Source organism: Inquilinus ginsengisoli (genome assembly GCF_031453975.1).
Lineage (GTDB): Bacteria > Pseudomonadota > Alphaproteobacteria > DSM-16000 > Inquilinaceae > Inquilinus > Inquilinus ginsengisoli_A.
Map to the genome: position 1 here is coordinate 397631 of NZ_JAVDPW010000006.1, position 23791 is coordinate 421421.

Below are 23791 nucleotides of genomic sequence, written 5' to 3' on the forward strand. Positions count from 1 at the left end.
AGGTACCGACGGCAAGGTCGGGGCTCCCGCGGAATCGCGCAAGAAGGGAGCTGAAAGTAACCGAGGGACCGCCGGATGCCCGGCCTCGGACGGGGTTCGCGGCGAGCGCGTCAGAAGCGTTTGTACCAAAGCCGCTTCGGCCCGGTGTCGAGATGCACGAAGTCGGAGCGCCAGTAGAGCCCGAGGCCGCCGCTGGCGACGGCGCGGGCGTGGTTGGCCAGGAACACCATGCCGAAGCCCTGGACCGAGAGGTCCACGGCTTTGCCCTGAAGGTGGAGGCTGTTCCGCGCCGCGCCTTCGGGGCGCAGCTTCTCGTTGGTCTCGGGCGTGCGGAAGCCGGAATGGAGGTTGATCGTCACCCGCCGCGCGGTCGCGACCTGGTAGCGCTGGGCCATCAGCCACAGCAGGTCGAAGACGCCCGGGTCCATGTCGGTCGCCTTGTCGACATGATGGTCGCGCAGCAGCCAGTTCAGCCGCTGCCAGGCCGCGGGCTGAATGGTGGCATCGACGGCGTAGACGTCGTCGAAACGCTCATCGGTGTGGGGGTTGTAGAGCCTGAGGCGCCGTTCGCCGGGGCGATCGATGGCCGGGGCGGCCGCGGCGCAGAAGGGAAGGGCGGCGAGCCCGGTCAGGACCCGCCGCCGCGTCGGCCAATCAGGCTTAGCCGGCATCCTTGATCGTGTTGATGATCTTGCCGACGACGCCATAGGTCTTGGCCTCTTCGGCAGACATCCAGTAGTTGCGGTCGGTGTCGCGTTCGACCTTCTCGATCGGCTGCCCGGTCTCCTTGGCGATGATCTCGTTGAGGCGGCGACGCATCTTGATGATCTCGCGCGCCTCGATGTCGATATCGACCGCCCGGCCGCCGGCGCCACCGGACGGCTGGTGCAGCAGGAAGCGGGTGTTCGGCAGGGACAGCCGGTTCTCCTTCGCCGCGGCAAGGTAGATGTGGGCGCCGGCGCTGGCCACCCAGCCGGTGCCGATCACCTGCACCGGTGCCTCGACGAAGCGGATCATGTCGTGGATGGTGTCGCCGGCCTCGACATGGCCGCCAGGCGAATTGATCACCAGCCGGATCGGCTTCTTGTCGTCATCGGCAGCCAACGCCAGCAGCTGGGCGGTGATGGCGTGCGCCAGCTTCATCGAGATTTCGCCGAACAGCAGCACCGTCCGGTTCTTGAAGAGGATGTTGCCGATCTGCGGGCCGAGCTCCTCCTTCTTCTCCTTCTCGGGGCGCTCTTCCTCTTCCTCTTCCTCCTCGTCGTCGAGACGCGGCGGGAACGGGCGGTCGACCATCTGGGGGATCCTGTCACTCAAGGGAATAGATCAGATCCCAAGAGTTAGCGTGCCGGCCCCCGCTGTGCAACCAGCGCAGCGGATTTCTGGCCCAGGCCGGCGGCGATGTCTCCTCGGGATCCGGTGCGGCGTCGAAGGGCGACGCCGGTCAGTGGAACAGCTGGGCAGCGTTGGTGAGGGTCATCGACACGCCGTAGAGCAGCGGAATGCCGACGATCAGCCAATAGACGAGAACGCGCGACATCATCGATCCTCCCTCATTCCGCCGGCGCGGCGCTGAGCTCCGCGCGATAGTGGTGGCGGCTGTCGACCGCGGTCACCAGCGCATTGCAGATGAAGCCGATCACCAGCAGCCCGGCCATGATGTACATCGTCTCGGAATAGGCGGCCGAGGCGGGCACGCCGCGGTCGACCTGGTACTGCCTGATGTAGTTCACCAGCACCGGGCCGAGGATGCCGGCGGCCGACCAGGCGGTCAGCAGCCGGCCATGGATGGCGCCGACATGCATGGTGCCGAACATGTCTCGAAGATAGGCCGGGACGGTGGCGAAGCCGCCGCCATACATGCTGAGGATCACGGCGTAGCAGGCGACGAACAGCGCGATGCTGCCGATCTGCCCGGCCCACGGCACGATGGCGTAGAGCACCACGCCGAGCGCGAAGTAGATGGCATAGGTGGTCTTGCGGCCGATGAAGTCCGAGGTCGAGGACCACAGGAAGCGGCCGGCCATGTTGAACAGGCTGAGCAGCCCGACGAAGCCGGCGGCCGCGGTCGGCGTGATCACGCCCGGGAACATCTCCTGGCTCATCACCGAAGCCTGGCCGAGCACGCCGATGCCGGCGGTGACGTTGAGGCACAGCACGGCCCAGAGCAGCCAGAATTGCGGGGTCCTGATCGCCGTGTCGACATGGACGTTGGCGTTGGTGATCAGTTTCTGCGGCACGGTCGACGGCACGTAGCCGGCCGGCTTCCAGTCGGCGGCCGGCACCCGCACGGTGAGGACGCCGAACATCATCATGGCGAAGTAGACGATGCCCATGACGATGAAGGCCTCGCCGACGCCGACCGAGCTGGGCGAGGCGAAGTGCTTCATCAGCTCGACCGCCAGGGGCGAGCCGATCATGGCGCCGCCGCCGAATCCCATGATCGCCAGGCCGGTGGCCATGCCCGGCCGGTCCGGGAACCATTTGATCAGGGTCGAGACCGGGGAGATGTAGCCGATGCCCAGGCCGATGCCGCCGATCACGCCATAGCCGAGATAGACCAGCCACAGCATGTGGGTGTGGATGCCGAGCGAGGCGACCAGGAAGCCGCCGCCGAAGCAGCAGGCGGACAGGAACATCGCCCGCCGCGGGCCGCCGCTCTCGACCCAGCGCCCGCCGAAGGCGGCGGACAGGCCGAGGAAGACGATGGCGAGCGAGAAGATCCAGCCCAGCTCCGGCAGGGTCCAGTCGTCAGGCGCGGGCGCGGTGACGCCGATCAGCTTGGTCAGCGGCCCGTTGAACACGCTGAAGGCGTAGGCTTGGCCGATGCAGAGATGGATCGAGAGGGCCGCGGGCGGCACCAGCCAGCGATTATAGCCGGCCGGGGCGACCGTTCGCTCCCGGGCAAAGAATCCCATGGGTCCGTTTCCTGACAACCGTTTCGCGCCCTTCGGGGACCGATTCCCGACGGCGATAGGCCGTTCCGGTCCGCCCCGAATCACAGCATTGAAAAATGACGATAAGATTTTATGAGAAAAGCGTCATCCGGAACGGCGTTACAACCGGAATGCCCAATGTAACGATTGGACATCTGGCAAAGGCCATTGCGATCCATCTAAACAAAACCGCCCTGCACAGGGCAGGGCGGTCATGGTGCGGCAGAGTGCCTGAGGCGGAATCAGGACTTCAGTCTGGTCCAGACCCGGTCGCGCAGGTCGACCGCAGCCGGCGAGCAGTTGCGGTTCGGGTTCAGCCGGCTCAGCAGGTCCGCCGGCGTGTTGACCGCGGGGTCGTCGCGCAGCTTCGCATCCATCAGCTCCGCCGCGCCCTTGATGGCGTTGTTGTAGCCGGTGAAGTTGCTGGCGGCGGCGATGTTCTCGGGCTTCATCATCCAGTCGATGAAGATCTTGGCGTTCTCGACGTTCTTGGCCCCGACCGGCACGGCGAAGTTGTCGTTCCAGAAGTTGATGCCTTCCTTGGGATAGACATAGGTGACGGTCGGCCGGCCCTCCTTGGTGCGGTGCGCGGCGCCGTTCCACTGCATGTGCGCGATCACCTCGCCGGCGACCATGCGCTCGATCGTGCCGTCGGAATTGTAGAGGGCGACGGACGGCTTCTGCGCCTCCAGCACCTTGAAGATCTTGCCGGCGTCCTCGCTGCTCTCGGTGCAGAAGTCGATGCCGAGATACATCGCCGCCAGTTTATAGATCTCGACCGGGTCGTTCATCATGCCGAGCTTGCCCTTGAACGGGCCGTCGGGATTGAGGACCGACCACCAGCTGTCGTCGACCTTGCCGCCCTCGACCTTGGCGGTGTCGTAGCTGAAGCCGGTGGTTCCCCACATGTAAGGTGCGGAGTATTTCCGCTCCGGGTCGTACCAGGGCTTGTCGTGCGGGGCGCCGACATTCTTGAAGTCGGCCATCTGGCCGGCGTCGATCTCCTGCAGCAGGTTCCCCTTGATCAGGATCTGGACCATGTAGTCGGACGGCACCACCACGTCGTAGCCGGCGGCGCCGGCCTGCAGCTTGGCCAGCAGCGTCTCGTTCGAATCATAGACGTCGAGGGTGACCTTGATCCCGGTCTCCTTCTCGAACTTGGCCAGCAGCTCGGGCGGGTAGTAGTTCGACCAGTTGTAGAAGTAGAGTTCGCCGGCGGCCTGGGCGGCCGAGGCCGTGGCGAGCAGCCCGGCCGCGGCGACGGCGGCGAGAAGAAGCTGTCTTGTCGATCCCATCGTGATCCTCCTGTTTGACGTCGGATTATGACGTACCCCTGGCCAACGGCCGGGTTTGGCGTCCGGCCCCGCTCAGGATTTGAGGCGGGTCCAGACGCGGTCGCGCAATTCGACCGCGGCCGGCGAGCAGTTCTTCGCCGGGCGCAGCCGCTCGAGATATTCGGGCGGCATGTTGATCGCGGGATCGGCGCTCAGCGCCTTGTCCATGAAGGCTTCCGAACCCTTGATCGCGTTCATGTAGGTGGTGAAGTTCGAGGCCGCGCCGGCGTTCTCGGGCTTCAGCATCCAGGCGATGAAGATCTTGGCGTTGTCGGGGTTCTTCGCATCCTTGGGCACCACCAGGTTGTCGGCCCACAGGCTCATGCCTTCCTTGGGGTAGACGAAGACCGCGCTGGGGCGCTTCACCTTGGTGCGGTGGGCGGCGCCGTTCCACTGCATGTGGGCCACCACCTCGCCCGCGGCCATGCGCTCGACCGAGCCGTCGGAGTTGTACAGGGCGACCGCCGGCTTCTGCGCCGCCAGCAGCTTGAAGATCTTGCCGGCGTCCTCATTGCTCTCGGTGCAGCGGTCGATGCCGAGATAATAGGCGGCGGCGTTGAAGACCTCGACCGAGTCGTTCATCATCGCCAGATGCCCCTTGAACGGGCCGTCCGGGTTGAAGATCGACCACCAGCTGTCGTCGACCGGGCCCTGGACCTTGGCGCTGTCATAGGTGAAGCCGGTGGTGCCCCACATGTAGGGCGCGGAGTATTTCCGCTCCGGGTCGTACCAGGGCTTGTCGTGCGGCGGCATGACGGCGGCGAAGCCCGGCATCTGGGCCGCGTCGATCTCCTGCAGCAAGCCCGCCTTGACCATGATGTCGACCATGTAGTCGGACGGCACCACCACGTCGTAGCCACCGCCGCCGGCTTGCAGCTTGGCCAGCATGGTCTCGTTCGAATCATAGACGTCGAGGGTGACCTTGATGCCGGTCTCGGCCTCGAACTTCTTGAGCAGGGCCGGGTCGGTGTAGTTGGTCCAGTTGAACAGGAACAGGTCGCCCGCCGCCCGGGCGGCGGGGCCGGTGAACAGGACCGCCGCCGACAGGGCGGCGGCCAGAAGGTCGCGTCGGATCCACATCATGGCCTCCCTGGCCAGTTCAGTGCCGCGTCCGTCCCACGAACCAGGACAGGGCGACGAAGACGATCGAAATCAGCAGCATCAGCGCCGAGATGGCATTGACCTCCGGCGTCACGCCGATCCGGATCATGCCGTAGATGTAGACGGGCAGGGTGGTGGCCCCGGCGCCGGAGACGAAGAAGGTGATGACGAAGTCGTCGAGCGAGATGATGAAGGCCAGCATCAGCCCGGACAGGATGCCGGGCCACAGCAGCGGCAGCGTCACCCGGCGGAAGGCCCGCCAGGGCGTGGCGTAGAGGTCGGACGCGGCCTCGGCCAGGCTGGCGTCCATCCCCTCCAGCCGAGCCCGGATCGGCAGGTAGGCGAAGGGGATGCAGAACACGACATGGGCCAGGATGATGGTGCTGAGGCCGAGCGGCAGGGTGATGGCGGTGAAGAACAGCAGCGTCGCCACCGCCGTGACCACCTCGGGCACCACCAGGGGCAGGGCGATCAGGGCGCTGACCGCGTTCTGGCCACGGAAGCGCCGGCGCGCCATGCCGATCGCCGCCGGGATCGCCATCAGCGTGGCGGCGAGGGACGCGACCACCGCGATGACCAGCGAATTCTGCGCCGCCCGGATGATGTTCGGGTTGCCCAGCACGATGCCGAACCAGCGGGTGCTGAAGCCCTCCCAGATCGTCGCCGAACTGCCGGCGTTGAATGCCAGCACCAGCAGCACCGCGATCGGGATGTAGAGATAGGCGAAGAACACCCAGGCGGCGGCGCGGACGCCCGGGAAGCGGCGAAGGCTGGACGACGCGCTCATTTCGCCACCTGCGGCGCGCCGCGGAAGCGGATCAGGTAAAGCATCATCGCCAGCAGCACGATCGCCAGCAGCGCGAAGGACAAAGCGGCGCCGAACGGCCAGTTGCGGGACGACCCGAACTGGTTCTGGATCAGGTTGCCGATCATCATCGACTTCGACCCGCCCAGCAGGTCCGGCGTGACATAGGCGCCGAGGCAGGGGATGAAGACCAGGATGGCGCCGGCGGCGACGCCGGGCATCGCCAGCGGGATCACGATCCGGCGCAGCGCCCGCCATTTGTCGGCGCCCAGGTCGTAGGCGGCCTCGACCAGCCGGAAATCCAGCTTCTCCAGGCTGGAATAGATCGGCAGCACCATGAAGGGCAGGAACGAGTAGGTCAGGCCGATGGCGATCGCGGTTTCGGTGTACATCAGGTTCAGCGACCCGGTGGTGAGGCCTAAGCCCTGCAGCGCCGAATCGATCAGTCCGCCGGAGCGCAGCATCAGGATCCAGGCGTAGTTGCGGACCAGCAGGTTGGTCCAGAACGGGATGGTCACCAGGAAGATCAGCAGGCTGCGCCGCGGCGGCGGCTGCATCGCCATGTACAGCGCGGTGGGGAAGCCGATCACCACGCACAGCACGGTGGTGAACAGCGACAGCCAGACCGAGCGCAGCAGGATCTGCGCATAGGCCGGATTCCAGATCAGGCTGTCGTCGAAGTCGCGCTCGTAGAAGAACCTGACATAGGCGTCGGTGGTGAAGCTGTTCCACTGCACGCCGCCGAACTCGCCGCGCTGGGCCACCGACACCACGGCCATGATCGCCAGCGGGATGATGAAGAAGATCAGGATGAAGGCGACCGGAACGCCGATCAGCCCGGCGGTCTTGAGCCGGCTTGCCCGTGCCATGCCGCGCCCCCTCAATCGGCCAGGGTGTGGCCGGCGCCGGCCGGGATCGACACCACCACCCCGTCGCCGGGCTGGAAGCTCTGCTGCGCCCCCGGCCGGTTCTGCAGCCGGGCGGTGATCAGCGCGCCGCCCTCGGCCAGCCGGACATGGTAGGTGGTGTCGGTGCCGACATAGACCACCGTCTCCACGGTTCCGGCCAGCCCGCCCGGTCCGGGCGGGGCCGACAGCTGGATCCGCTCCGGCCGCACCGCCAGGGTGGCCCCGTCGGCGCAGCCCAGCCCGGTGGCCAGGGCGCCGTCGAAGAAGTTGGTCTCGCCGATGAAATGGGCGACGAAGCGACGGGTCGGCTGCTCGTAGATCTCGCGGGGGCCGCCGATCTGCAGGATCTCGCCCTGGCTCATCACCGCGATGCGGTCCGACATCGTCAGCGCCTCCTCCTGGTCATGGGTGACGAAGATGAAGGTGATGCCGGTCTCGGTCTGCAGCCGCTTCAGCTCGATCTGCATCTCCTTGCGCAGCTTGAGGTCCAGCGCCGACAGCGGCTCGTCCAGCAGCAGCACCTGGGGCTCGCTGGCCAGGGCGCGGGCCAGGGCGACGCGCTGCTGCTGGCCGCCGGACAGCTGCGACGGCTTGCGGTTCTCCATCCCGCCCAGCTTGACCAGGGCGATCATCTCGGCGACCCGGGCGTCGGCGCGGGCGCGCTCCACGCCCTTCATCTCCAGCCCGAAGCGGATGTTCTCGCGCACGCTCATATGCGGGAACAGGGCGTAGCTCTGGAACACCGTGTTCACCGGCCGCTTGTGCGGCGGCAGCCCGTCGATCGGCCGGCCGTGCAGCAGGATGTGGCCGGATGTCGGCTCCTCGAAGCCGGCGATCATGCGCAGCAGCGTGGTCTTGCCGCAGCCGGAGGGGCCGAGGAGGGTGAAGAACTCATTGTCCCGGATTTCGACCGAGACCCCGTCCAGGGCTTTGACCGCCCCGTCCTGGCCGCCGTCGAACACTTTGGTGACGTCGACAACGTCGATTGCCGTCCCTGTCAAGATGGCCTCGTTTCTTGTTGGGCAGGGCGCGGCACCAGGGTGGGCCGTCGGCCCCCTGGCGGATCGCACTCCGATGATCGGATTTCTGAATGATCCGATTCCGGTCGCTGCGCTGCTGGCAACGATATCAGCAGGAGCCGGCGGCGACCGCAAGCCCGCCTCGCCTGATATCGTCGGACATTCGGGGGGTCGTCGTCGCGGCCATGAAAAAACCCCGCCGTCGCCGGCGGGGTTTCGTCGTTACGGTCGAGGCGGGCCTCAGACCGAGTAGTACATCTGGAACTCGATCGGGTGCGGGGTGTGCTCGAAGGCGTAGACCTCTTCCCACTTCAGCTCGATGTAGGCCTCGATCATGTCCTTGCTGAACACGTCGCCCTTCAGCAGGAAGGCGTGGTCGGCCTCGAGCGCCAGCAGCGCCTCGCGCAGCGAACCGCAGACCGTCGGAACGTTCTTCAGCTCCTCCGGCGGCAGGTCGTACAGGTTCTTGTCCATCGCCTCGCCCGGATGGATCTTGTTCTGGATGCCGTCCAGGCCGGCCATCAGCATGGCCGAGAAGGCGAGATAGGGGTTGGCGGTCGGGTCCGGGAACCGCACCTCGACGCGCTTGCCCTTCGGCGACGAGACGTAGGGGATGCGGCAGGAAGCCGAACGGTTGCGAGCCGAATAGGCCAGCAGCACCGGCGCCTCGAAGCCCGGGATCAGCCGCTTGTAGCTGTTGGTCGACGGGTTGGTCAGGGCGTTCAGCGCCTTGGCGTGCTTGATGATGCCGCCGATGTAGTACAGGGCGGTGTCCGACAGGTCGGCATAGCCCGAACCGGCGAAGGTCGGCTTGCCTTCCTTCCAGATCGACTGGTGGACATGCATGCCCGAGCCATTGTCGCCCTTGACCGGCTTCGGCATGAAGGTCGCGCTCTTGCCGTAGGCGTCGGCGACGTTGTGCACGACGTACTTGAACGCCTGCAGCGCGTCGGCGCTCTTGATCAGGGTCTCGAACTTGATGCCCAGCTCATGCTGCGAGGCGGCCACTTCGTGGTGGTGCTTCTCGACGTTGACGCCCATCTCGGCCAGGGTCGACAGCATCTCGGCGCGCAGGTCGTGCGCGGCGTCCAACGGCGGCACCGGGAAGTAGCCGCCCTTCGGCTGCACGCGGTGGCCGCGGTTGCCGTCCGGGTAGGTCTTGCCGGTGTTCTCCGACGCGTCCTCGCTGTCGAGGTAGTAGAACGCCGAGGTGGTGTTCTGCTGATAGCGCACGTCGTCGAAGATGAAGAATTCGGCTTCCGGGCCGAAATAGGCGGTGTCGCCGATGCCGAGCGACGTCATGTAGCGCTCCGCCGACTTGGCGATCGAGCGCGGGTCGCGGCTGTAGGGCTGGCCGGTCGCCGGCTCCAGGATGTCGCAGGTGATGTTCAACTGCGCCTGGGCGGCGAACGGGTCCATCACCGCCGTGTCCGTGTCCGGCATCAGGATCATGTCGGATTCATTGATCGCCTTCCAGCCGGCGATCGACGAGCCGTCGAACATGACGCCATCGGTCAGCATATCCTCGTCCACCGTCGAGACGTGCTGGCTGACGTGGTGCACCTTCCCGCGGAAATCGGTGAAGCGGAAATCAACGTATTTGACGTCGTTCTCTTTGATCAGATCGAGAACTTTGGTGACGCCGTCGGCCATGATGTTTTCTTCCTGTGTTTGGACTGTGCGCAAGTGTTCTTGACGAGAGACGTTCTTGGGCGGCTCGCGTTCAGGGATCCGGGGCCGACGCTCAGACGGCGTCGGCGCCCTTCTCTCCGGTGCGGATGCGGATCACTTCCTCGACGGGGGTGACGAAGATCTTGCCGTCGCCGATGCGGCCGGTCTGGGCAGCCTGCTGGATGGCCTCGATCGCACGTTCGACCAGGCTGTCCTCCATGACCACTTCGACCTTCACCTTGGGCAGGAAGTCGACCACGTACTCCGCACCGCGATACAGTTCGGTGTGGCCCTTCTGGCGGCCGAAGCCCTTCGCCTCGGTGACCGTGATGCCCTTGATCCCGACCTCGTGAAGGGCCTCCTTCACCTCGTCGAGCTTGAACGGCTTGATGATGGCTTCGACTTTCTTCATGGGTTCGGAACCGTTCCCTGGATCGTTTGCGCGCCACCGCCGGGTGCGGAACGCTCTCGCAGACAGTGTAAGCAAGCCGCGTGCCAGTCGTCGACTCCGCAGCGTCGACCCCGGATCCCGGAATCGCAGCTTATAATTTAGGCTTCGTGATTAATTTTTAGGCTTTGACCAGTTCGGGCAGGGCTTCGGCCATCCGCGCCACGGCCCGCTCGATGTTCTCGACGCTGTTGGCATAGGACAGGCGCAGGAAGCCCTCGCCCATGGCGCCGAAGCTGGTGCCGGCGATGGTGGCGACGCCGCAATCGTCCAGCAGCCGGGTCTGCAGTTCCTTGGACGACAGGCCGGTGCCGGAGATGTTGGGGAAGGCATAGAAGGCGCCGCCCGGCTCGACGCAGCGGACGCCCGGCAGCCGGTTCAGGGAATCGACCACGACGCGGCGGCGCTCGGCGAAGGCGGCGCACATGCTGGCGACGGCGTCCTGTGGCCCCTGCAGCGCGGCGATGCCGGCATATTGGGCGGAGGCGTTGACGCAGGAGTGGGAATTGACCGCCAGCCGGGTCGCCGCCTCTCGCAGGGCCTTGGGCCAGACGCTCCAGCCCAGCCGCCAGCCGGTCATGGCGTAGGTCTTCGACCAGCCGTCGAGCAGGATCACCCGGTCGCGCAGGGCAGGGTAGGACAGAAAGCAGCTGTGCTCCTGCCCGTCATAGAGGATGCGGCTGTAGATCTCGTCGCTCAGCACCGCGACATGGGGGAACCGCTCCAGCCCGGCGGCGAGGCGGTCCAGCTCCGCCTTCGGCACCACGCCGCCGGTGGGGTTGGCCGGGCTGTTGATGATCAGCAGGCGGGTGCGCGGTGTGATCTGGGCCAGCACCTCGTCGGCCGAGAAGGCGAAGCCGTTCTCCTCGGTCAGCCGCACCGGCACCGGAGTCGCGCCGGTGAAGCGGATGGCGGATTCGTAGATCGGGAATCCGGGGTTGGGGTACAGGATCTCGGCCCCGGGCTGGCCGAACATCAGGATGGCGAACCACATCGTCACCTTGCCGCCCGGCATGATCACCACGTCGTCCGGATCGACCGTGACGCCCTGACGGTCGGCCAGGTCCGCCGCCACCGCCTGGCGCAGGGCGGGGATGCCGCCGGCCGGGGTGTAGCCGTGATGGCCGTCGCGCAGCGCCTTCACCCCCGCCTCGACGATGTGGTCTGGGGTGCGGAAATCCGGCTGGCCGATGCCGAGATTGATGATGTCGCGGCCCTGCGCCGCCAGCGCCTGGGCCCGCGCCAGAACGTCGAACGCCGTTTCGGTGCCGAGATTGGCCATGGCGGCCGCCTGGATCAGCATCGTGCCTTACCCCTGTGTGGATGTGTCGGGGCGGACTATGCCGGCCCGCAGGCCCGCGGTCATTCCCGGAAGCGCCCTCGACGGGCGGGAATGCGTCCAGCCCGCATTTCCCACCCTCGTTGCGTCCTGCGCCATCGCCACAGGCCGGCAGGGCAGGAGAGCGGCGCAGCGCGATGCGGTGGCATCGGGCAAGCCGTTCGACGCACCCTGCCGGCCTGTGGCGATGGCCCGAAGGGTCGCCTTGCGCCGGCCGCCTGCAGGGGCGGGCCGCTCAACCGTATGGCCTGATACGCTTTTCGCGTCCCGCCCCCGCATCCGACTCGCCGCAAGGCGACGCAGAACGCAAGGAGGGTGGGAAATGCGGGCTAATGCTTGACGCCGGGGCGGCGATGGCTCATATGAGCCGCCGCTAAGCGCTGTGGCGGCCATAGCTCAGCTGGTAGAGCACTCGGTTGTGGTCCGAGATGTCACGGGTTCGAGCCCCGTTGGTCGCCCCATTCCCCTTCCTGTCATGGTCTGATACCCCTGCTCCGACCGGTTCGGAGGAGGATGAGTTGTATCGACCCAATGCCGCGAAGCAGAAGCTGCGCGCAGGCGCCCCCGTCTATGGCTGCTGGCAGGCGATCGGGCATTCGCTGATCACCGAGGTGCTCGCCCTCACTGGCTACGACATCGTGCTGCTGGACCACGAGCACGGCCCGGCCTCGATCGCCGATGCGGTGCCCAGCCTGCAGGTGCTGGCCGGCTCCCCGGCGAGCAGCATGGTGCGGATGCCCTGGAACGACCCGGTCTACGCCAAGCGCATCCTCGACATCGGCGCCGAGGGCGTGATGGTACCGCAGGTCAATTCGGCGGCGGAGGCCGCGGCCGCGGTGGCCGCCTGCCGCTATCCCCCGGCCGGGATCCGCGGCGTCGCCTACGGCATCGCCCGCGGCGCCGATTTCGGCCTGGCGCCGGACTATCTCGAGACCGTCGCCGACAATTTGCTGATCCTGTGCCAGATCGAGACCCGCCAGGCGGTCGAGGCGATTTCCGAGATCGCGGCGGTCGACGGCGTCGACGGGCTGTTCATCGGCCCGTGGGACCTGTCCGGCAGCCTCGGCAAGCTCGGCCGATTCGACGACCCGGAGGTGCGCGACACGATTCTGCGGGCCGAACGCGCCATCCTCGACAGCGGCAAATGGCTGGGGTCGCTGCCCTCGCTCGGCCGCTCGCCCGCCGAGATGGTCCGGGACGGCTGCAAGATCGTGATCTCCCCGGCCGACATCACCCTGCTGCGCGATGCGGCCCGCGCCGACATCGCCGCCTTCCGCGCCGGGACGGCCGCGCGGTGACCACCGCACCCGGCCTGGCGCTGCTGACCGCGGCGGAGATGGCGGAGGCGGATCGCCGCACCATCGCCGCCGGCACCCCCGGCATCGTGCTGATGGAGCGGGCAGGGGCGGCGGTGGCGCGGGCGATCACGGCCCGCTGGTCGCCGCGCCCGGTCGCCGTGCTGTGCGGCCCCGGCAACAACGGCGGTGACGGTTACGTCATCGCCCGGCTGCTGGCGGGGCAGGGGTGGCCGGTGCGGCTCGCCTCCCTGGTCGCGGCCAAGGCGCTGCGTGGCGACGCGGCGGAGGCGGCGGCGCAATGGCAGGGCAAGGTCCTGGCGCCGACGCCGGCGGTGCTGGACGGCGTCGGGCTGGTCGTCGACGCGCTGTTTGGCGCCGGGCTGAACCGGGCGCCGGAAGGCAAAGCCGCGGCGCTGATCGAGGCGATGGCGGGCTCCGGCCTGCCGGTGGTGGCGGTGGACGTCCCCAGCGGCCTGTTCGGCGACGACGGCAGCGCCCCGGGCCCGGTGGCGACGGCCGCCCTGACCGTCACTTTCTTCCGGCGCAAGCCCGGCCACCTGCTGCTGCCCGGCCGCTCGCTGTGCGGCGAGACCCGCGTCGCCGACATCGGCATCGGCGCCTCGGTCCTCGACGCCTTCGGCCCGTGCCTGCACGAGAACGGGCCGGCGTTGTGGCGGGCGGCGCTGCCGCAGTCAGCGGCCACCCAGCACAAATACGATCGCGGCCATCCCCTGATCCGCGGCGGCGGCAGCCTGACCGGTGCGGCCCGGCTGGCGGCGCGCGCGGCCCGTCGGATCGGGGCCGGGTTGCTGACCGTGATCGCGCCCGAGGCGGCGCTATCGGCCTACCGCGCCGACTGGCCGGGGGCGATGGCGCTGCCGGACGACCGCTGGGGCGGGCTGCTGGCCGACCGCCGCATCGGGCCGGTGCTGATCGGGCCGGGCGGCGGCGTCGGGGCGCCGCTGCGCGATGCCGTCGCGGCGGTGCGCGCCGCCGGCAAGTCGCTGGTGCTCGATGCCGACGGCCTGGCCAGCTATGCCGGGCAGCCTGGGGACCTGGCCGGCCTGCTTGACGCCGACTGCGTGCTGACCCCGCACCAGGGCGAGTTCGACAAGCTGTTCGGCAAGGGCGAGGGGGCGCGGCTGGCCAGAGCCCGGCAGGCCGCGGCCCTGGTCGGGGCTGTCGTGGTGCTGAAGGGGCCGGACACCATCATCGCCGCGCCGGACGGCCGGGCCGCGATCAATGCCAACGCGCCGCCGACCCTGGCCACCGGCGGCACCGGCGACGTCCTGGCCGGCATGGTGCTGGGGCTGAAGGCGCAGGGCATGCCGGGCTTCGCCGCCGCCTGCGCCGCGGTCTGGCTGCACGGCGCCGCGGCGGAGCGGGTCGGCGCCGGGCTGATCGCCGAGGATGTGATCGACGCCCTGCTGGGCGTGCTCGACCGCCTCTAGGCTGTCCAATCGGCCGCGTTTTGCCTGTCGCGTGCGAAAACCCTGTGCTATGACCGCCCCTTCGCAGGGCCGACTCCCTTCGCTGCGCGCCGCTTTGTGCGTGTTTTCGGGGGCGGGCAGGGGTGGGGGTCTTCGCGGGCGTGGCGGAATTGGTAGACGCACTGGATTTAGGTTCCAGCGGCGAAAGCCGTGGGGGTTCAAATCCCTCCGCCCGCACCATCACACATCAGACAGGGCACAGCTCGACCGACCTGTCATATCGACGGATTCGTGAAGACCAATGGAAGTGATCGAAACCAGCGCCGAGGGTCTGCGGCACGAGTTCAAGATTGTCGTGCCGGCGGCCGACATCGAAAAGCGCGTCCAGACGGAACTCGTCAAGCTCGCGGGCCAGGTGAAGCTCCCGGGCTTCCGCCCCGGCAAGGTGCCGGTGGCGCTGATGAAGCAGCGTTACGGCAAGTCGGTCATGGGCGAGGTCCTGGAAGGGGCCGTCGACGAGGGCACCCGCAAGGCGCTGGACGAGCGCAACCTGCGCCCGGCGCTGCGCCCGAAGGTCGAGGTCACCAGCTTCGACGAAGGCAAGGACCTCGAATACAAGGTCGATGTCGAGGTGCTGCCGGAGATCACCGCGCCGGCCTTCGACACGGTCGAGATCGACCGTCCGGTCGCCGCCGTGACCGATGAGCAGGTCGCGACCGGCCTGCAGCGCATCGCCGAGAGCCGCCGCAAGTTCGAGCCGATCACCGAAGAGCGTGGGGTCGAGACCGGCGACGTCGCCGTGATCGACTTCAAGGGCAGCCTCGACGGCGCCGCGCCGAGCGACGACATGTCCGGCGAGGACCATCGCCTGGAGATCGGCTCCGGCCGTTTCATCCCGGGCTTCGAGGAGCAGCTGATCGGCAAGAAGGCCGGTGAGCACCTGACCGTCTCGCTGAACTTCCCCGAGGAATATCCGAGCCCCGAGCACGCCGGCAAGCCGGCCGCCTTCGAGGTCGACGTCAAGTCGATCGAAAAGGGCGTGGTGCCCGAGGTCAACGAGGAGTTCGCCAAGGAGCTGGGCTTCGAGGATCTCGAAGGCCTCCGCGGCGCGGTCAAGGGCCAGACCGAGCAGGAGTTCGGTCGGATGTCGCGCCTGCGCGCCAAGCGCAAGCTGCTCGACAAGCTGGCCGAGCTGGTCGATTTCGCCGTGCCGCAGGGCATGGTCGATCTCGAATTCGACCAGATCTGGAAGCAGGTGCAGCAGTCGATCGAGACCGGCGGCGAGGACAATCCGGACAAGAACAAGCCGGAGGACGAGCTCAAGGCCGAGTACCGCGGCATCGCCGAGCGCCGCGTGCGCCTGGGCCTGCTGTTCGCCGAGATCGGCCGCGCCGAGAACGTCGAAGTGACGCAGGAGGAGCTGAACCGCGCCCTGATCGCCGAGGCCCGCCGCTATCCGGGCCAGGAGCAGCAGGTCGTCGACTTCTTCCGCAAGAACCCGCAGGCGATTGAGAACCTCCGCGCGCCGCTGTTCGAGGAGAAGGTCGTCGACGTGATCCTCGACAAGATCAAGGTCAACGACACCCCGGTGACGCCGGAGGAGCTGGCGCGCGATCCGGACGAGGACGAGGCCGGCGAGACCAAGTCCGCCGACACCAAGGCCGCCGCCGAAACCGAAACCGGCGCTTGATTGGTTGCCGGGCGCCGCGGCACTCCCCTAATGTAGGGGTGAGCCGCGGCGCCCTGCTGGCCCGCGCGAGCCTTCGAGGAACGGAATGCCTCCGTATGAGCCGAGCATGAACGCCCTGGTCCCGATGGTCGTGGAACAGACCAATCGCGGCGAGCGCGCCTATGACATCTATTCCCGCCTCCTGAAGGAGCGGATCATCTTCCTGACCGGGCCGATCTATGACGAGCTCGCAAGCCTCGTCTGCGCCCAGCTGCTGTTTCTCGAATCCGAGAACCCGAAGAAGGACATCGCCTTCTACATCAACTCGCCGGGCGGGGTGATCACGGCGGGCATGGCGATCTACGACACCATGCAGTACATCCAGCCGCAGATCGTCACGGTCTGCGTCGGCCAGGCCGCGTCGATGGGGTCGCTGCTGCTGGCGGCCGGCGCGCCGGGCAAGCGCTTTGCCCTGCCGAACAGCCGGATCATGGTGCATCAGCCCTCGGGCGGCGCCCGTGGCCAGGCCTCGGACATCGAGATCCAGGCCCGCGAGATCCTCAAGCTCCGGGCGCGCCTGAACGATGTCTACGTCAAGCACACCGGCCAGTCGCTCGAGGACATCGAGGCGTCGATGGACCGCGACAAGTTCATGTCCGCCGAGGAGGCCAAAGGCTTTGGCATCGTCGATCAGGTCGTGGAACGGCGCCCGACCGTTGCCGAATAATCGATCTCTTTGCCCGCAGCCCTACCGATCCGGGGCGAAGGGCGCTATCTTGATTCGAGGTGATGCGGATCGGCCTTGCGTCAGGATGACCTTGTCGCGGGGTGGAACCGCCGCCATCTGGAGGCAACCGCATCCCGGCCCGTGCGCCTGGGGCACGCGGCTCGGAATCGCGGATGCGGAAGTGAGGCAGTGATGGGTAAGACCGCAGGCGGTGACTCGAAGAACACGCTCTACTGCTCGTTCTGCGGCAAGAGCCAGCACGAGGTTCGCAAGCTGATTGCGGGCCCGACTGTGTTCATCTGCGACGAGTGCGTCGAGCTGTGCACCGACATCATTCGCGAGGAAAACAAGACGACGCTGGTCAAGAACCGCGACGGGGTCCCGACACCGAAGGACATCCGCAAGGTTCTCGACGACTACGTCATCGGCCAGGAGCATGCGAAGAAGGTGCTCTCGGTCGCCGTGCACAACCACTACAAGCGGTTGGCGCACGGGCAGAAGACCGGTGAGGTCGAGCTCGCGAAGTCCAACATTCTGCTGATCGGTCCGACCGGCTGCGGCAAAACGCTGCTGGCCCAGACCCTGGCGCGGATCCTCGACGTTCCCTTCACCATGGCCGACGCCACGACTCTGACCGAGGCGGGCTATGTCGGCGAGGATGTCGAGAACATCATCCTCAAGCTGCTGCAGGCCGCCGACTACAATGTCGAGCGGGCGCAGCGCGGCATCGTCTACATTGACGAGGTCGACAAGATCAGCCGCAAGTCGGACAACCCCTCGATCACCCGCGACGTCTCGGGCGAGGGCGTGCAGCAGGCCCTGCTGAAGATCATGGAAGGCACCGTCGCCTCCGTGCCGCCGCAGGGCGGGCGCAAGCACCCGCAGCAGGAGTTCCTGCAGGTCGACACCACCAACATCCTGTTCATCTGCGGCGGCGCCTTCTCCGGGCTGGAGAAGATCATCTCGCAGCGCGGCCGCGGCAGCTCGCTCGGCTTCGGCGCCGACGTGCGCGGACCGGATGAGCGGACGACCGGCGAGATCTTCAGCGAGGTCGAGCCCGAGGATCTGCTGAAGTTCGGCCTGATCCCGGAGTTCGTCGGACGCCTGCCCGTCGTGGCGACGCTCGACGACCTCGACTCCGAGGCGCTGATCGAGATCCTGTCCCGCCCGAAGAACGCGCTGGTCAAGCAGTACCAGCGCCTGTTCGAGATGGAGGATGTCCATCTGTCGCTGACCGAGGACGCGCTCAAGGGCATCGCCGCCCGTGCCATCCTGCGCAAGACCGGCGCGCGCGGCCTGCGCTCGATCATGGAAAGCATCCTGCTCGAGCCGATGTACGACCTGCCGAGCATGAACGGGGTGGTCGAGATCGTGGTCAACCGCGAGGTGGTCGACGGTCGCGCCAAGCCGCTCCTGATCTATGCCGAGAAGCAGCAGGATCGGGCGCCCGGCGCCTGATCCGAACGGCGGCCGGATCAAAACAACCCGTACCCGGACAGCCGATGTTTCACGACATCGGCTGTTTCGTTTCGAACTGGGCCGTTCCCGACCCCGGCATGCCGCCCGGGCTTGTCAGGACGTTCCGATTGGGCTCATGTGCCCGTATGAGGGCTGCAGCGCATCCGTCCCTTGAACGGCCTCCGGTCATCGCCACGTTTACTAGGCGTGCCGGGTCTCTACCGTCCGGCGCCCGCGCGGCGCCGCTCCTCGGGCCGCTGCCCACCCCACTAAGGCAGAACGCATGCTGAACCTGAACAAAGACACGCTATACCCGGTGTTGCCGCTGAGGGACATCGTGGTGTTCCCGCACATGATCGTGCCGTTGTTCGTCGGCCGCGAGAAATCCGTCCGTGCGCTCGAGGACGTGATGAAGGAGGATAAGCAGATCCTCCTGGTCACCCAGCGCAACGCCTCGCAGGACGATCCGAACCCGGAAGAGATCTTCGACGTCGGCACGATCGGGACGGTGCTGCAGCTGCTGAAGCTGCCGGACGGCACGGTTAAGGTGCTGGTCGAGGGCGTGCGGCGCGCGCGCATCCTGCGCTACGCCGACAATGCCGAGTTCTTCCAGGCCCAGGTCGAGCCGCTGGACGACGTCGTCAGCGACGCGCAGGAGATCGAAGCCCTCGGTCGCGCCGCGGTCACCCAGTTCGAGCAGTACATCAAGCTCAACAAGAAGATCCCGCCGGAGGTGCTGGTCTCGGTCAACCAGATCGAGGACGGCTCGAAGCTGGCCGACACCATCGCCGCCCACCTGTCGCTCAAAATCCCCGAGAAGCAGCAGATCCTCGAGATCGCCTCGATCACCGAGCGGCTGGAGAAGGTCTACGGCTTCATGGAGGGCGAGATCGGCGTCCTCCAGGTCGAGAAGCGCATCCGCAGCCGCGTCAAGCGGCAGATGGAGAAGACCCAGCGCGAGTACTACCTGAACGAGCAGCTGAAGGCGATCCAGAAGGAGCTTGGCGAGGGTGAGGACGGCCGCGACGAGGCCGCCGAGCTGGAAGAGCGGATCAACAAGGTCAAGCTGAGCAAGGAAGCCCGCGACAAGGCCATGGCCGAGCTGAAGAAGCTCCGCTCCATGAGCCCGATGTCGGCGGAGTCGACGGTGGTGCGCAACTACCTCGACTGGATGCTGTCGATTCCGTGGAAGCAGCGCACCAAGATCAAGAAGGACCTGATCCATGCGGAGCAGGTGCTGAACGACGACCATTTCGGTCTGGAGAAGGTCAAGGAGCGCGTCCTCGAGTATCTCGCCGTGCAGCAGCGGACCAACAAGATCCGCGGCTCGATCATGTGCCTGGTCGGCCCGCCCGGCGTCGGCAAGACCTCGCTCGGCAAGTCGATCGCCAAGGCCACCGGCCGCAACTTCGTCCGCATGTCGCTGGGCGGCGTGCGTGACGAGGCCGAGATCCGAGGCCATCGGCGGACCTATATCGGCTCGATGCCCGGCAAGATCCTGCAGGGCATGAAGAAGGCGAAGTCTTCGAACCCGCTGTTCCTGCTCGACGAGATCGACAAGCTCGGCGCCGATTACCGCGGCGACCCGTCATCGGCCCTGCTGGAGGTGCTGGACCCGGAGCAGAACGCGACCTTCGCCGACCACTATCTCGAGGTCGACTACGACCTGTCGGACGTGATGTTCATCTGCACCGCCAACAGCCTGCGCATGCCGCAGCCGCTGATGGACCGCATGGAGATCATCCGCATCCCCGGCTACACCGAGGAAGAGAAGGTCGAAATCGCTAAGCGCCACCTGATCCAGAAGCAGGCCGAAGCCAATGGCCTGAAGAAGGGTGAGTGGACGCTGACCGACGAGGCGCTGCTGGACCTGGTTCGCTACTACACCCGTGAGGCCGGCGTCCGCAGCCTGGAGCGGGAGATCGCGAGCCTGGCCCGCAAGGCGGTGCGCGAGATCCTGTCGAGCGACACCAAGAAGATCGTGGTCGGTCCGGAGGATCTCGAGAAGTACGCCGGCGTCCGGAAGTTCCACCACGGTGAGACGGAGCTCGAGGACATGGTCGGTGTCGTCACCGGCCTGGCCTGGACCGAGGTCGGCGGCGAGATCCTGACGATCGAGGCGGTGCCCGTTCCCGGCCGTGGCCGGGTGGTGGCGACCGGCAAGCTCGGCGACGTGATGAAGGAGTCGGTGCAGGCGGCGGAGAGCTTCGCCAAGGCCCGCGCCGTGTCCTTCGGCATCAAGCCGACGATCTTCGCCAAGCGGGACATCCACGTCCACGTGCCGGAAGGGGCGACCCCGAAGGACGGGCCGTCGGCCGGTGTCGCCATGGTGACGGCGATCGTGTCGGCGCTGACCGGCAATCCGGTCCGCCACGACGTGGCGATGACCGGCGAGGTCACGCTGCGTGGGCGGGTGCTGCCGATCGGCGGCTTGAAGGAGAAGCTGTTGGCGGCTGTCCGGGCCGGAATCAAGACGGTCGTCATCCCCAAGGACAATGAAAAAGACCTTGCGGACGTGCCTGATTCGGTGAAGAAGGCCCTGACAATCCTGCCGACCGCCGATGTCGAGGAGGTTCTCAAGATCGCCTTGGCGCGGCCTCTGGAACCGATCGAATGGAAGGAAAGTGATGTGGACGACATCGCCCGCGTGCCCGGCGACGGGGACGACGAAGCGGTGATCCGCCACTGAACATCGTGCGGCCCTGGAACTTGGCTGATTTCCATGTGTTTCAGGGCCGCCAACGATTGACCGTGTTTCCCCGATACGCTTAGATTTCGTGACGTTTCGGTGTTGGAGAGGCGCATCGAACGGTTGTCGGTATGGAGCGTAACCTAGCCTGTATCCGGCAAACCCGCCGGAACGACCTAACACAGAGCCTGAAGGAGGCCGACACGTGAACAAGAACGATCTCGTCGCACACGTCGCGGAAAGCACCGGTCTGTCGCGTGCCGATGCCGGCAATGCCATCGACAGCTTGATCGACGGCGTTACCAAGACGTTGACGAAGGGGGGGGAAGTCCGCCTCGTTGGGTTCGGCACGTTCGCGGTCGCGGCGCGTGCCGCTTCCGAGGGCCGCAACCCGCGGACTGGCGAGACCATCAAGATCGCCGCCTCCAAGCAGGTCAAGTTCAAGGCTGGCAAGGGCCTGAAGGACTCCGTCAACCACGCCAGCGCCAAGAAGAAGTAAGCCCTCGCGGGCGTTTGCTTTGAACAGGCCGGTCGGGCATCCTTGCCCGACCGGCCGTTTCATGTCCGGCCTCCGCCGGTTCGGACGGGCGATTAGCTCAGCTGGTAGAGCATCGGTTTTACACACCGACTGTCGGCGGTTCGAACCCGTCATCGCCCACCACTTCCCGGCCGTTCCGCGGCCGTTCCGGCCTTCGCGGCGCTGGCTTCGGACGCCGGTGAAAATCCCCCTCCCGCCGCGGGCAATTGTGTTGACAGCCCCCGGTGGAGTGGGTATCTCAAGCGCCTCGCCGCGATGAGCGGCCAGATGCGGGTGTAGCTCAGTTGGTTAGAGCGCCGGCCTGTCACGCCGGAGGCCGCGGGTTCAAGTCCCGTCACTCGCGCCACTCTACGATGTCTCCGGTCTGATCCCGGGCTCTGGCACGCTTTGCCAGCCTTGCCCAAGGGGATCTCGACCGCACCCTGCGCGGGTGTAGCTCAGTTGGTTAGAGCGCCGGCCTGTCACGCCGGAGGCCGCGGGTTCAAGTCCCGTCACTCGCGCCACTTCCCCTCAGACCTTGCTGGTTATTTGCCGTTCGCGCGCTTCGTCTTCGAGCGGGCCGGAATGGCCTTTGCCATGTCTGGACTTCGGCGGCCGAAGAGCCGGTTCCGCTGCTGGCGGAGAAGCCAAAAGATCTCAGCAAAATCATGTGGTTGAGAAGCATTCGCAATTGGAAATTGCGGCGGAAATTCGCTTCTCTCGTCCGACATGCCGGCCTATAAAGGCCGCGCCGAGAGGGGCGCCGAACGCGACGGCCTTCCCGACGAAAAAAAGCTGTGGGGTGGAGCGCCTGCCGATCGAGATCGTGCAGGCTCCACGTGTGACGGGTAGAACGATGACGACCTCCCTCGTTTCGGAATATTTTCCGATCCTCGTCTTCCTCGCGATCGCCATCGCGATCTCCGGGCTGATGGTCGGCATGTCCCTGGTGGTCGGGAAGCAGAATCCCGACAGCGAGAAGCTCTCGGCCTATGAGTGCGGCTTCGACGCCTTCGCGGACGCCCGGTCGAAGTTCGACGTCCGGTTCTATCTGGTCTCGATCCTGTTCATCATCTTCGACCTGGAAGTGGCCTTCCTGTTCCCCTGGGCGATCTCGCTCGGGGACATCGGCCTGTTCGGCTTCTGGTCGATGGTGCTGTTCCTCGGGGTCCTGACGGTCGGCTTCATCTACGAGTGGAAGAAGGGAGCGCTGGAATGGGAGTGAGCGTCACGCAGCCGGGCGCCCCCGTCGGCGTCGGCATGCCCATCCCGCCGGGCGAAGGCCAGGACGCGGTGATCCGCGCCGCCAACGCCGAGGTCCAGGACAAGGGCTTCCTCCTCACCCATTACGACGCGCTGATCGACTGGGCCCGCACCGGGTCGCTGTGGCCGATGACCTTCGGCCTGGCCTGCTGCGCGGTGGAGATGATCCACGCCTACATGCCGCGCTACGACCTCGACCGACTCGGGGTGATCCCGCGGCCCAGCCCGCGCCAGTCCGACGTGATGATCGTCGCCGGCACCCTGACCAACAAGATGGCGCCGGCCCTCCGCAAGGTCTACGACCAGATGCCCGAGCCGCGCTGGGTCATCTCGATGGGCTCCTGCGCCAATGGCGGCGGCTACTACCACTATTCCTACTCGGTGGTGCGCGGCTGCGACCGCATCGTCCCGGTCGACATCTATGTCCCGGGCTGCCCGCCCACCGCCGAGGCCCTGGTCTACGGCATCATGCAGCTCCAGAAGAAGATCCGGCGCGGCAACCGGATCGTTCGCTGAAGGGCCGGACCACACGATGGCATCGATCCAGGAACTGACCGACCTCGGCACGGCCCTCGCGGCGGCGCTGGGCGAAGACGTGCTCGGCCACGAGGTCTCGCCGACCGTCGAGCTGACGCTGACCGTGAAGCGCGAGTCGATCCTCCGGGTGCTGACGCATCTGCGCGACGCGCCCGAGACCCGCTTCGAGCAGCTGATCGACCTCTGCGGCGCGGATTTCCCCAGCCGGCCGGAGCGCTTCGACGTCGTCTACCACCTGCTCAGCCTCAGCCATAACCGGCGGATCCGGCTGAAGGTCGCGACAGACGAGGACACGCCGGTCGACTCGGCCGCCCAGATCTACCCGGCCGCGACCTGGTTCGAGCGCGAGGCCTGGGATCTGTACGGCATCTTCTTCGCCGACAATCCGGATCTCCGCCGCATCCTGACGGACTACGGGTTCGAGGGGCATCCGCTGCGCAAGGACTTCCCGCTGACCGGCTATGTCGAGGTCCGCTACGACTCCGAGCAGAAGCGGGTGGTCTACGAGCCGGTGAAGCTGACCCAGGACTTCCGCAGCTTCGATTTCCTGAGCCCCTGGGAGGGCATGACGCGGCCAGGTCCCGCACCCGTGTTGCCGGGTGACGAGAAGGTCGCGCTCAACGAGCCCAAGGCGTAAGCACC

Annotated in this window: 22 protein-coding genes and 5 tRNA genes; 15 read left to right on the forward strand and 12 right to left on the reverse strand. The window is 66.8% G+C overall.

What is annotated here, in order from left to right; translation table 11 throughout:
* Window positions 1-110: 110 nt before the first annotated feature.
* The 12 genes from E9232_RS18890 to E9232_RS18940 all read right to left on the reverse strand — a co-directional run bounded on the left by E9232_RS18890 (window position 111) and on the right by E9232_RS18940 (window position 11525).
* The gene (locus tag E9232_RS18890) at window positions 111-671 is read right to left on the reverse strand and encodes a YcbK family protein (RefSeq protein ID WP_309796326.1); all 561 of its coding nucleotides are present in this window, start codon (window positions 669-671) and stop codon (window positions 111-113) included.
* Complete coding sequence (locus E9232_RS18895) at window positions 661-1296, reverse strand: ATP-dependent Clp protease proteolytic subunit (protein ID WP_309796328.1); 636 nt, start codon at window positions 1294-1296, stop codon at window positions 661-663. Before E9232_RS18895 ends, E9232_RS18890 begins: the two co-directional genes overlap by 11 nt.
* A gap of 148 nt (window positions 1297-1444) precedes the next feature.
* A complete protein-coding gene (locus tag E9232_RS35915; protein ID WP_441720267.1) occupies window positions 1445-1540 on the reverse strand; it encodes an MFS transporter small subunit in 96 nt (31 codons plus the stop codon).
* A 13-nt stretch (window positions 1541-1553) separates the two neighbouring features.
* Window positions 1554-2918 carry an L-lactate MFS transporter gene (locus tag E9232_RS18900; protein ID WP_309796330.1) on the reverse strand — a complete coding sequence of 455 codons (1365 nt, stop codon included), beginning with the start codon at window positions 2916-2918 and terminating at the stop codon, window positions 1554-1556.
* 260 nt (window positions 2919-3178) lie between these two features.
* Window positions 3179-4231 carry an extracellular solute-binding protein gene (locus tag E9232_RS18905; RefSeq protein WP_309796333.1) on the reverse strand — a complete coding sequence of 351 codons (1053 nt, stop codon included), beginning with the start codon at window positions 4229-4231 and terminating at the stop codon, window positions 3179-3181.
* Between the two features lie 72 nt (window positions 4232-4303).
* Complete coding sequence (locus E9232_RS18910) at window positions 4304-5353, reverse strand: extracellular solute-binding protein (protein ID WP_309796336.1); 1050 nt, start codon at window positions 5351-5353, stop codon at window positions 4304-4306.
* Window positions 5354-5369: 16 nt separating this feature from the next.
* Window positions 5370-6158, reverse strand: coding sequence for an ABC transporter permease (locus tag E9232_RS18915; protein ID WP_309796338.1), 789 nt, complete (start codon window positions 6156-6158; stop codon window positions 5370-5372).
* A complete protein-coding gene (locus E9232_RS18920; protein ID WP_309796340.1) occupies window positions 6155-7045 on the reverse strand; it encodes an ABC transporter permease in 891 nt (296 codons plus the stop codon). Before E9232_RS18920 ends, E9232_RS18915 begins: the two co-directional genes overlap by 4 nt.
* A gap of 11 nt (window positions 7046-7056) precedes the next feature.
* Window positions 7057-8085, reverse strand: a complete 1029-nt coding sequence (locus E9232_RS18925) for an ABC transporter ATP-binding protein (RefSeq protein ID WP_309796342.1) — start codon at window positions 8083-8085, stop codon at window positions 7057-7059.
* A 258-nt stretch (window positions 8086-8343) separates the two neighbouring features.
* A complete protein-coding gene (gene glnA / locus E9232_RS18930) occupies window positions 8344-9756 on the reverse strand; it encodes a type I glutamate--ammonia ligase (RefSeq protein WP_309796344.1) in 1413 nt (470 codons plus the stop codon).
* 91 nt (window positions 9757-9847) lie between these two features.
* Window positions 9848-10186 (reverse strand): P-II family nitrogen regulator, encoded by a 339-nt coding sequence (locus E9232_RS18935; RefSeq protein ID WP_309796345.1) that lies wholly within the window; start codon window positions 10184-10186, stop codon window positions 9848-9850.
* 157 nt (window positions 10187-10343) lie between these two features.
* Entirely contained in the window at window positions 10344-11525 is a 1182-nt protein-coding gene (locus tag E9232_RS18940) for a pyridoxal phosphate-dependent aminotransferase (RefSeq protein WP_309796347.1), read from the reverse strand.
* Window positions 11526-11946: 421 nt separating this feature from the next.
* On the opposite strand from E9232_RS18940, the gene E9232_RS18945 reads away from it, so the two are divergent.
* The 15 genes from E9232_RS18945 to E9232_RS19015 all read left to right on the forward strand — a co-directional run bounded on the left by E9232_RS18945 (window position 11947) and on the right by E9232_RS19015 (window position 23786).
* Window positions 11947-12022: transfer RNA gene (locus E9232_RS18945), tRNA-His, on the forward strand.
* A gap of 57 nt (window positions 12023-12079) precedes the next feature.
* On the forward strand, window positions 12080-12859 hold the full coding sequence (locus E9232_RS18950) for an HpcH/HpaI aldolase family protein (protein WP_309796348.1): 780 nt from the start codon (window positions 12080-12082) through the stop codon (window positions 12857-12859).
* Window positions 12856-14310, forward strand: coding sequence for an NAD(P)H-hydrate dehydratase (locus E9232_RS18955; RefSeq protein ID WP_309796351.1), 1455 nt, complete (start codon window positions 12856-12858; stop codon window positions 14308-14310). Before E9232_RS18950 ends, E9232_RS18955 begins: the two co-directional genes overlap by 4 nt.
* A gap of 134 nt (window positions 14311-14444) precedes the next feature.
* Window positions 14445-14529: transfer RNA gene (locus E9232_RS18960), tRNA-Leu, on the forward strand.
* Between the two features lie 61 nt (window positions 14530-14590).
* Window positions 14591-15979, forward strand: coding sequence for a trigger factor (gene tig, locus E9232_RS18965; protein ID WP_309796352.1), 1389 nt, complete (start codon window positions 14591-14593; stop codon window positions 15977-15979).
* 85 nt (window positions 15980-16064) lie between these two features.
* A complete protein-coding gene (gene clpP / locus E9232_RS18970) occupies window positions 16065-16685 on the forward strand; it encodes an ATP-dependent Clp endopeptidase proteolytic subunit ClpP (protein ID WP_309796354.1) in 621 nt (206 codons plus the stop codon).
* Window positions 16686-16877: 192 nt separating this feature from the next.
* Window positions 16878-18143, forward strand: a complete 1266-nt coding sequence (gene clpX, locus E9232_RS18975; RefSeq protein ID WP_309796356.1) for an ATP-dependent Clp protease ATP-binding subunit ClpX — start codon at window positions 16878-16880, stop codon at window positions 18141-18143.
* A 283-nt stretch (window positions 18144-18426) separates the two neighbouring features.
* Complete coding sequence (lon, locus tag E9232_RS18980) at window positions 18427-20832, forward strand: endopeptidase La (protein WP_309796357.1); 2406 nt, start codon at window positions 18427-18429, stop codon at window positions 20830-20832.
* A gap of 205 nt (window positions 20833-21037) precedes the next feature.
* The gene (locus E9232_RS18985; protein WP_309796359.1) at window positions 21038-21331 is read left to right on the forward strand and encodes an HU family DNA-binding protein; all 294 of its coding nucleotides are present in this window, start codon (window positions 21038-21040) and stop codon (window positions 21329-21331) included.
* A gap of 86 nt (window positions 21332-21417) precedes the next feature.
* Window positions 21418-21493 (forward strand) — tRNA-Val (locus E9232_RS18990).
* Between the two features lie 146 nt (window positions 21494-21639).
* Window positions 21640-21716, forward strand: a tRNA-Asp gene (locus E9232_RS18995).
* 80 nt (window positions 21717-21796) lie between these two features.
* A tRNA-Asp gene (locus E9232_RS19000) sits at window positions 21797-21873 on the forward strand.
* 332 nt (window positions 21874-22205) lie between these two features.
* The gene (locus E9232_RS19005) at window positions 22206-22574 is read left to right on the forward strand and encodes an NADH-quinone oxidoreductase subunit A (protein ID WP_309796361.1); all 369 of its coding nucleotides are present in this window, start codon (window positions 22206-22208) and stop codon (window positions 22572-22574) included.
* On the forward strand, window positions 22565-23128 hold the full coding sequence (locus tag E9232_RS19010) for a NuoB/complex I 20 kDa subunit family protein (protein ID WP_309796363.1): 564 nt from the start codon (window positions 22565-22567) through the stop codon (window positions 23126-23128). Before E9232_RS19005 ends, E9232_RS19010 begins: the two co-directional genes overlap by 10 nt.
* 16 nt (window positions 23129-23144) lie before the next feature.
* The gene (locus tag E9232_RS19015) at window positions 23145-23786 is read left to right on the forward strand and encodes an NADH-quinone oxidoreductase subunit C (protein WP_309796365.1); all 642 of its coding nucleotides are present in this window, start codon (window positions 23145-23147) and stop codon (window positions 23784-23786) included.
* The last annotated feature ends 5 nt before the right edge of the window (window positions 23787-23791 follow it).

Bases quoted from the DNA above. Each gene is read 5' to 3' on its own strand.
- E9232_RS18890 (WP_309796326.1), bottom strand. From the start codon at position 671: ATGCCGGCTAAGCCTGATTGGCCGACGCGGCGGCGGGTCCTGACCGGG.
- E9232_RS18895 (WP_309796328.1), bottom strand. From the start codon at position 1,296: ATGGTCGACCGCCCGTTCCCGCCGCGTCTCGACGACGAGGAGGAAGAG.
- E9232_RS35915 (WP_441720267.1), bottom strand. From the start codon at position 1,540: ATGTCGCGCGTTCTCGTCTATTGGCTGATCGTCGGCATTCCGCTGCTC.
- E9232_RS18900 (WP_309796330.1), bottom strand. From the start codon at position 2,918: ATGGGATTCTTTGCCCGGGAGCGAACGGTCGCCCCGGCCGGCTATAAT.
- E9232_RS18905 (WP_309796333.1), bottom strand. From the start codon at position 4,231: ATGGGATCGACAAGACAGCTTCTTCTCGCCGCCGTCGCCGCGGCCGGG.
- E9232_RS18910 (WP_309796336.1), bottom strand. From the start codon at position 5,353: ATGATGTGGATCCGACGCGACCTTCTGGCCGCCGCCCTGTCGGCGGCG.
- E9232_RS18915 (WP_309796338.1), bottom strand. From the start codon at position 6,158: ATGAGCGCGTCGTCCAGCCTTCGCCGCTTCCCGGGCGTCCGCGCCGCC.
- E9232_RS18920 (WP_309796340.1), bottom strand. From the start codon at position 7,045: ATGGCACGGGCAAGCCGGCTCAAGACCGCCGGGCTGATCGGCGTTCCG.
- glnA (WP_309796344.1), bottom strand. From the start codon at position 9,756: ATGGCCGACGGCGTCACCAAAGTTCTCGATCTGATCAAAGAGAACGAC.
- E9232_RS18935 (WP_309796345.1), bottom strand. From the start codon at position 10,186: ATGAAGAAAGTCGAAGCCATCATCAAGCCGTTCAAGCTCGACGAGGTG.
- E9232_RS18940 (WP_309796347.1), bottom strand. From the start codon at position 11,525: ATGCTGATCCAGGCGGCCGCCATGGCCAATCTCGGCACCGAAACGGCG.
- tig (WP_309796352.1), top strand. From the start codon at position 14,591: ATGGAAGTGATCGAAACCAGCGCCGAGGGTCTGCGGCACGAGTTCAAG.
- clpP (WP_309796354.1), top strand. From the start codon at position 16,065: ATGCCTCCGTATGAGCCGAGCATGAACGCCCTGGTCCCGATGGTCGTG.
- clpX (WP_309796356.1), top strand. From the start codon at position 16,878: ATGGGTAAGACCGCAGGCGGTGACTCGAAGAACACGCTCTACTGCTCG.
- lon (WP_309796357.1), top strand. From the start codon at position 18,427: ATGCTGAACCTGAACAAAGACACGCTATACCCGGTGTTGCCGCTGAGG.
- E9232_RS19005 (WP_309796361.1), top strand. From the start codon at position 22,206: ATGACGACCTCCCTCGTTTCGGAATATTTTCCGATCCTCGTCTTCCTC.
- E9232_RS19010 (WP_309796363.1), top strand. From the start codon at position 22,565: ATGGGAGTGAGCGTCACGCAGCCGGGCGCCCCCGTCGGCGTCGGCATG.
- E9232_RS19015 (WP_309796365.1), top strand. From the start codon at position 23,145: ATGGCATCGATCCAGGAACTGACCGACCTCGGCACGGCCCTCGCGGCG.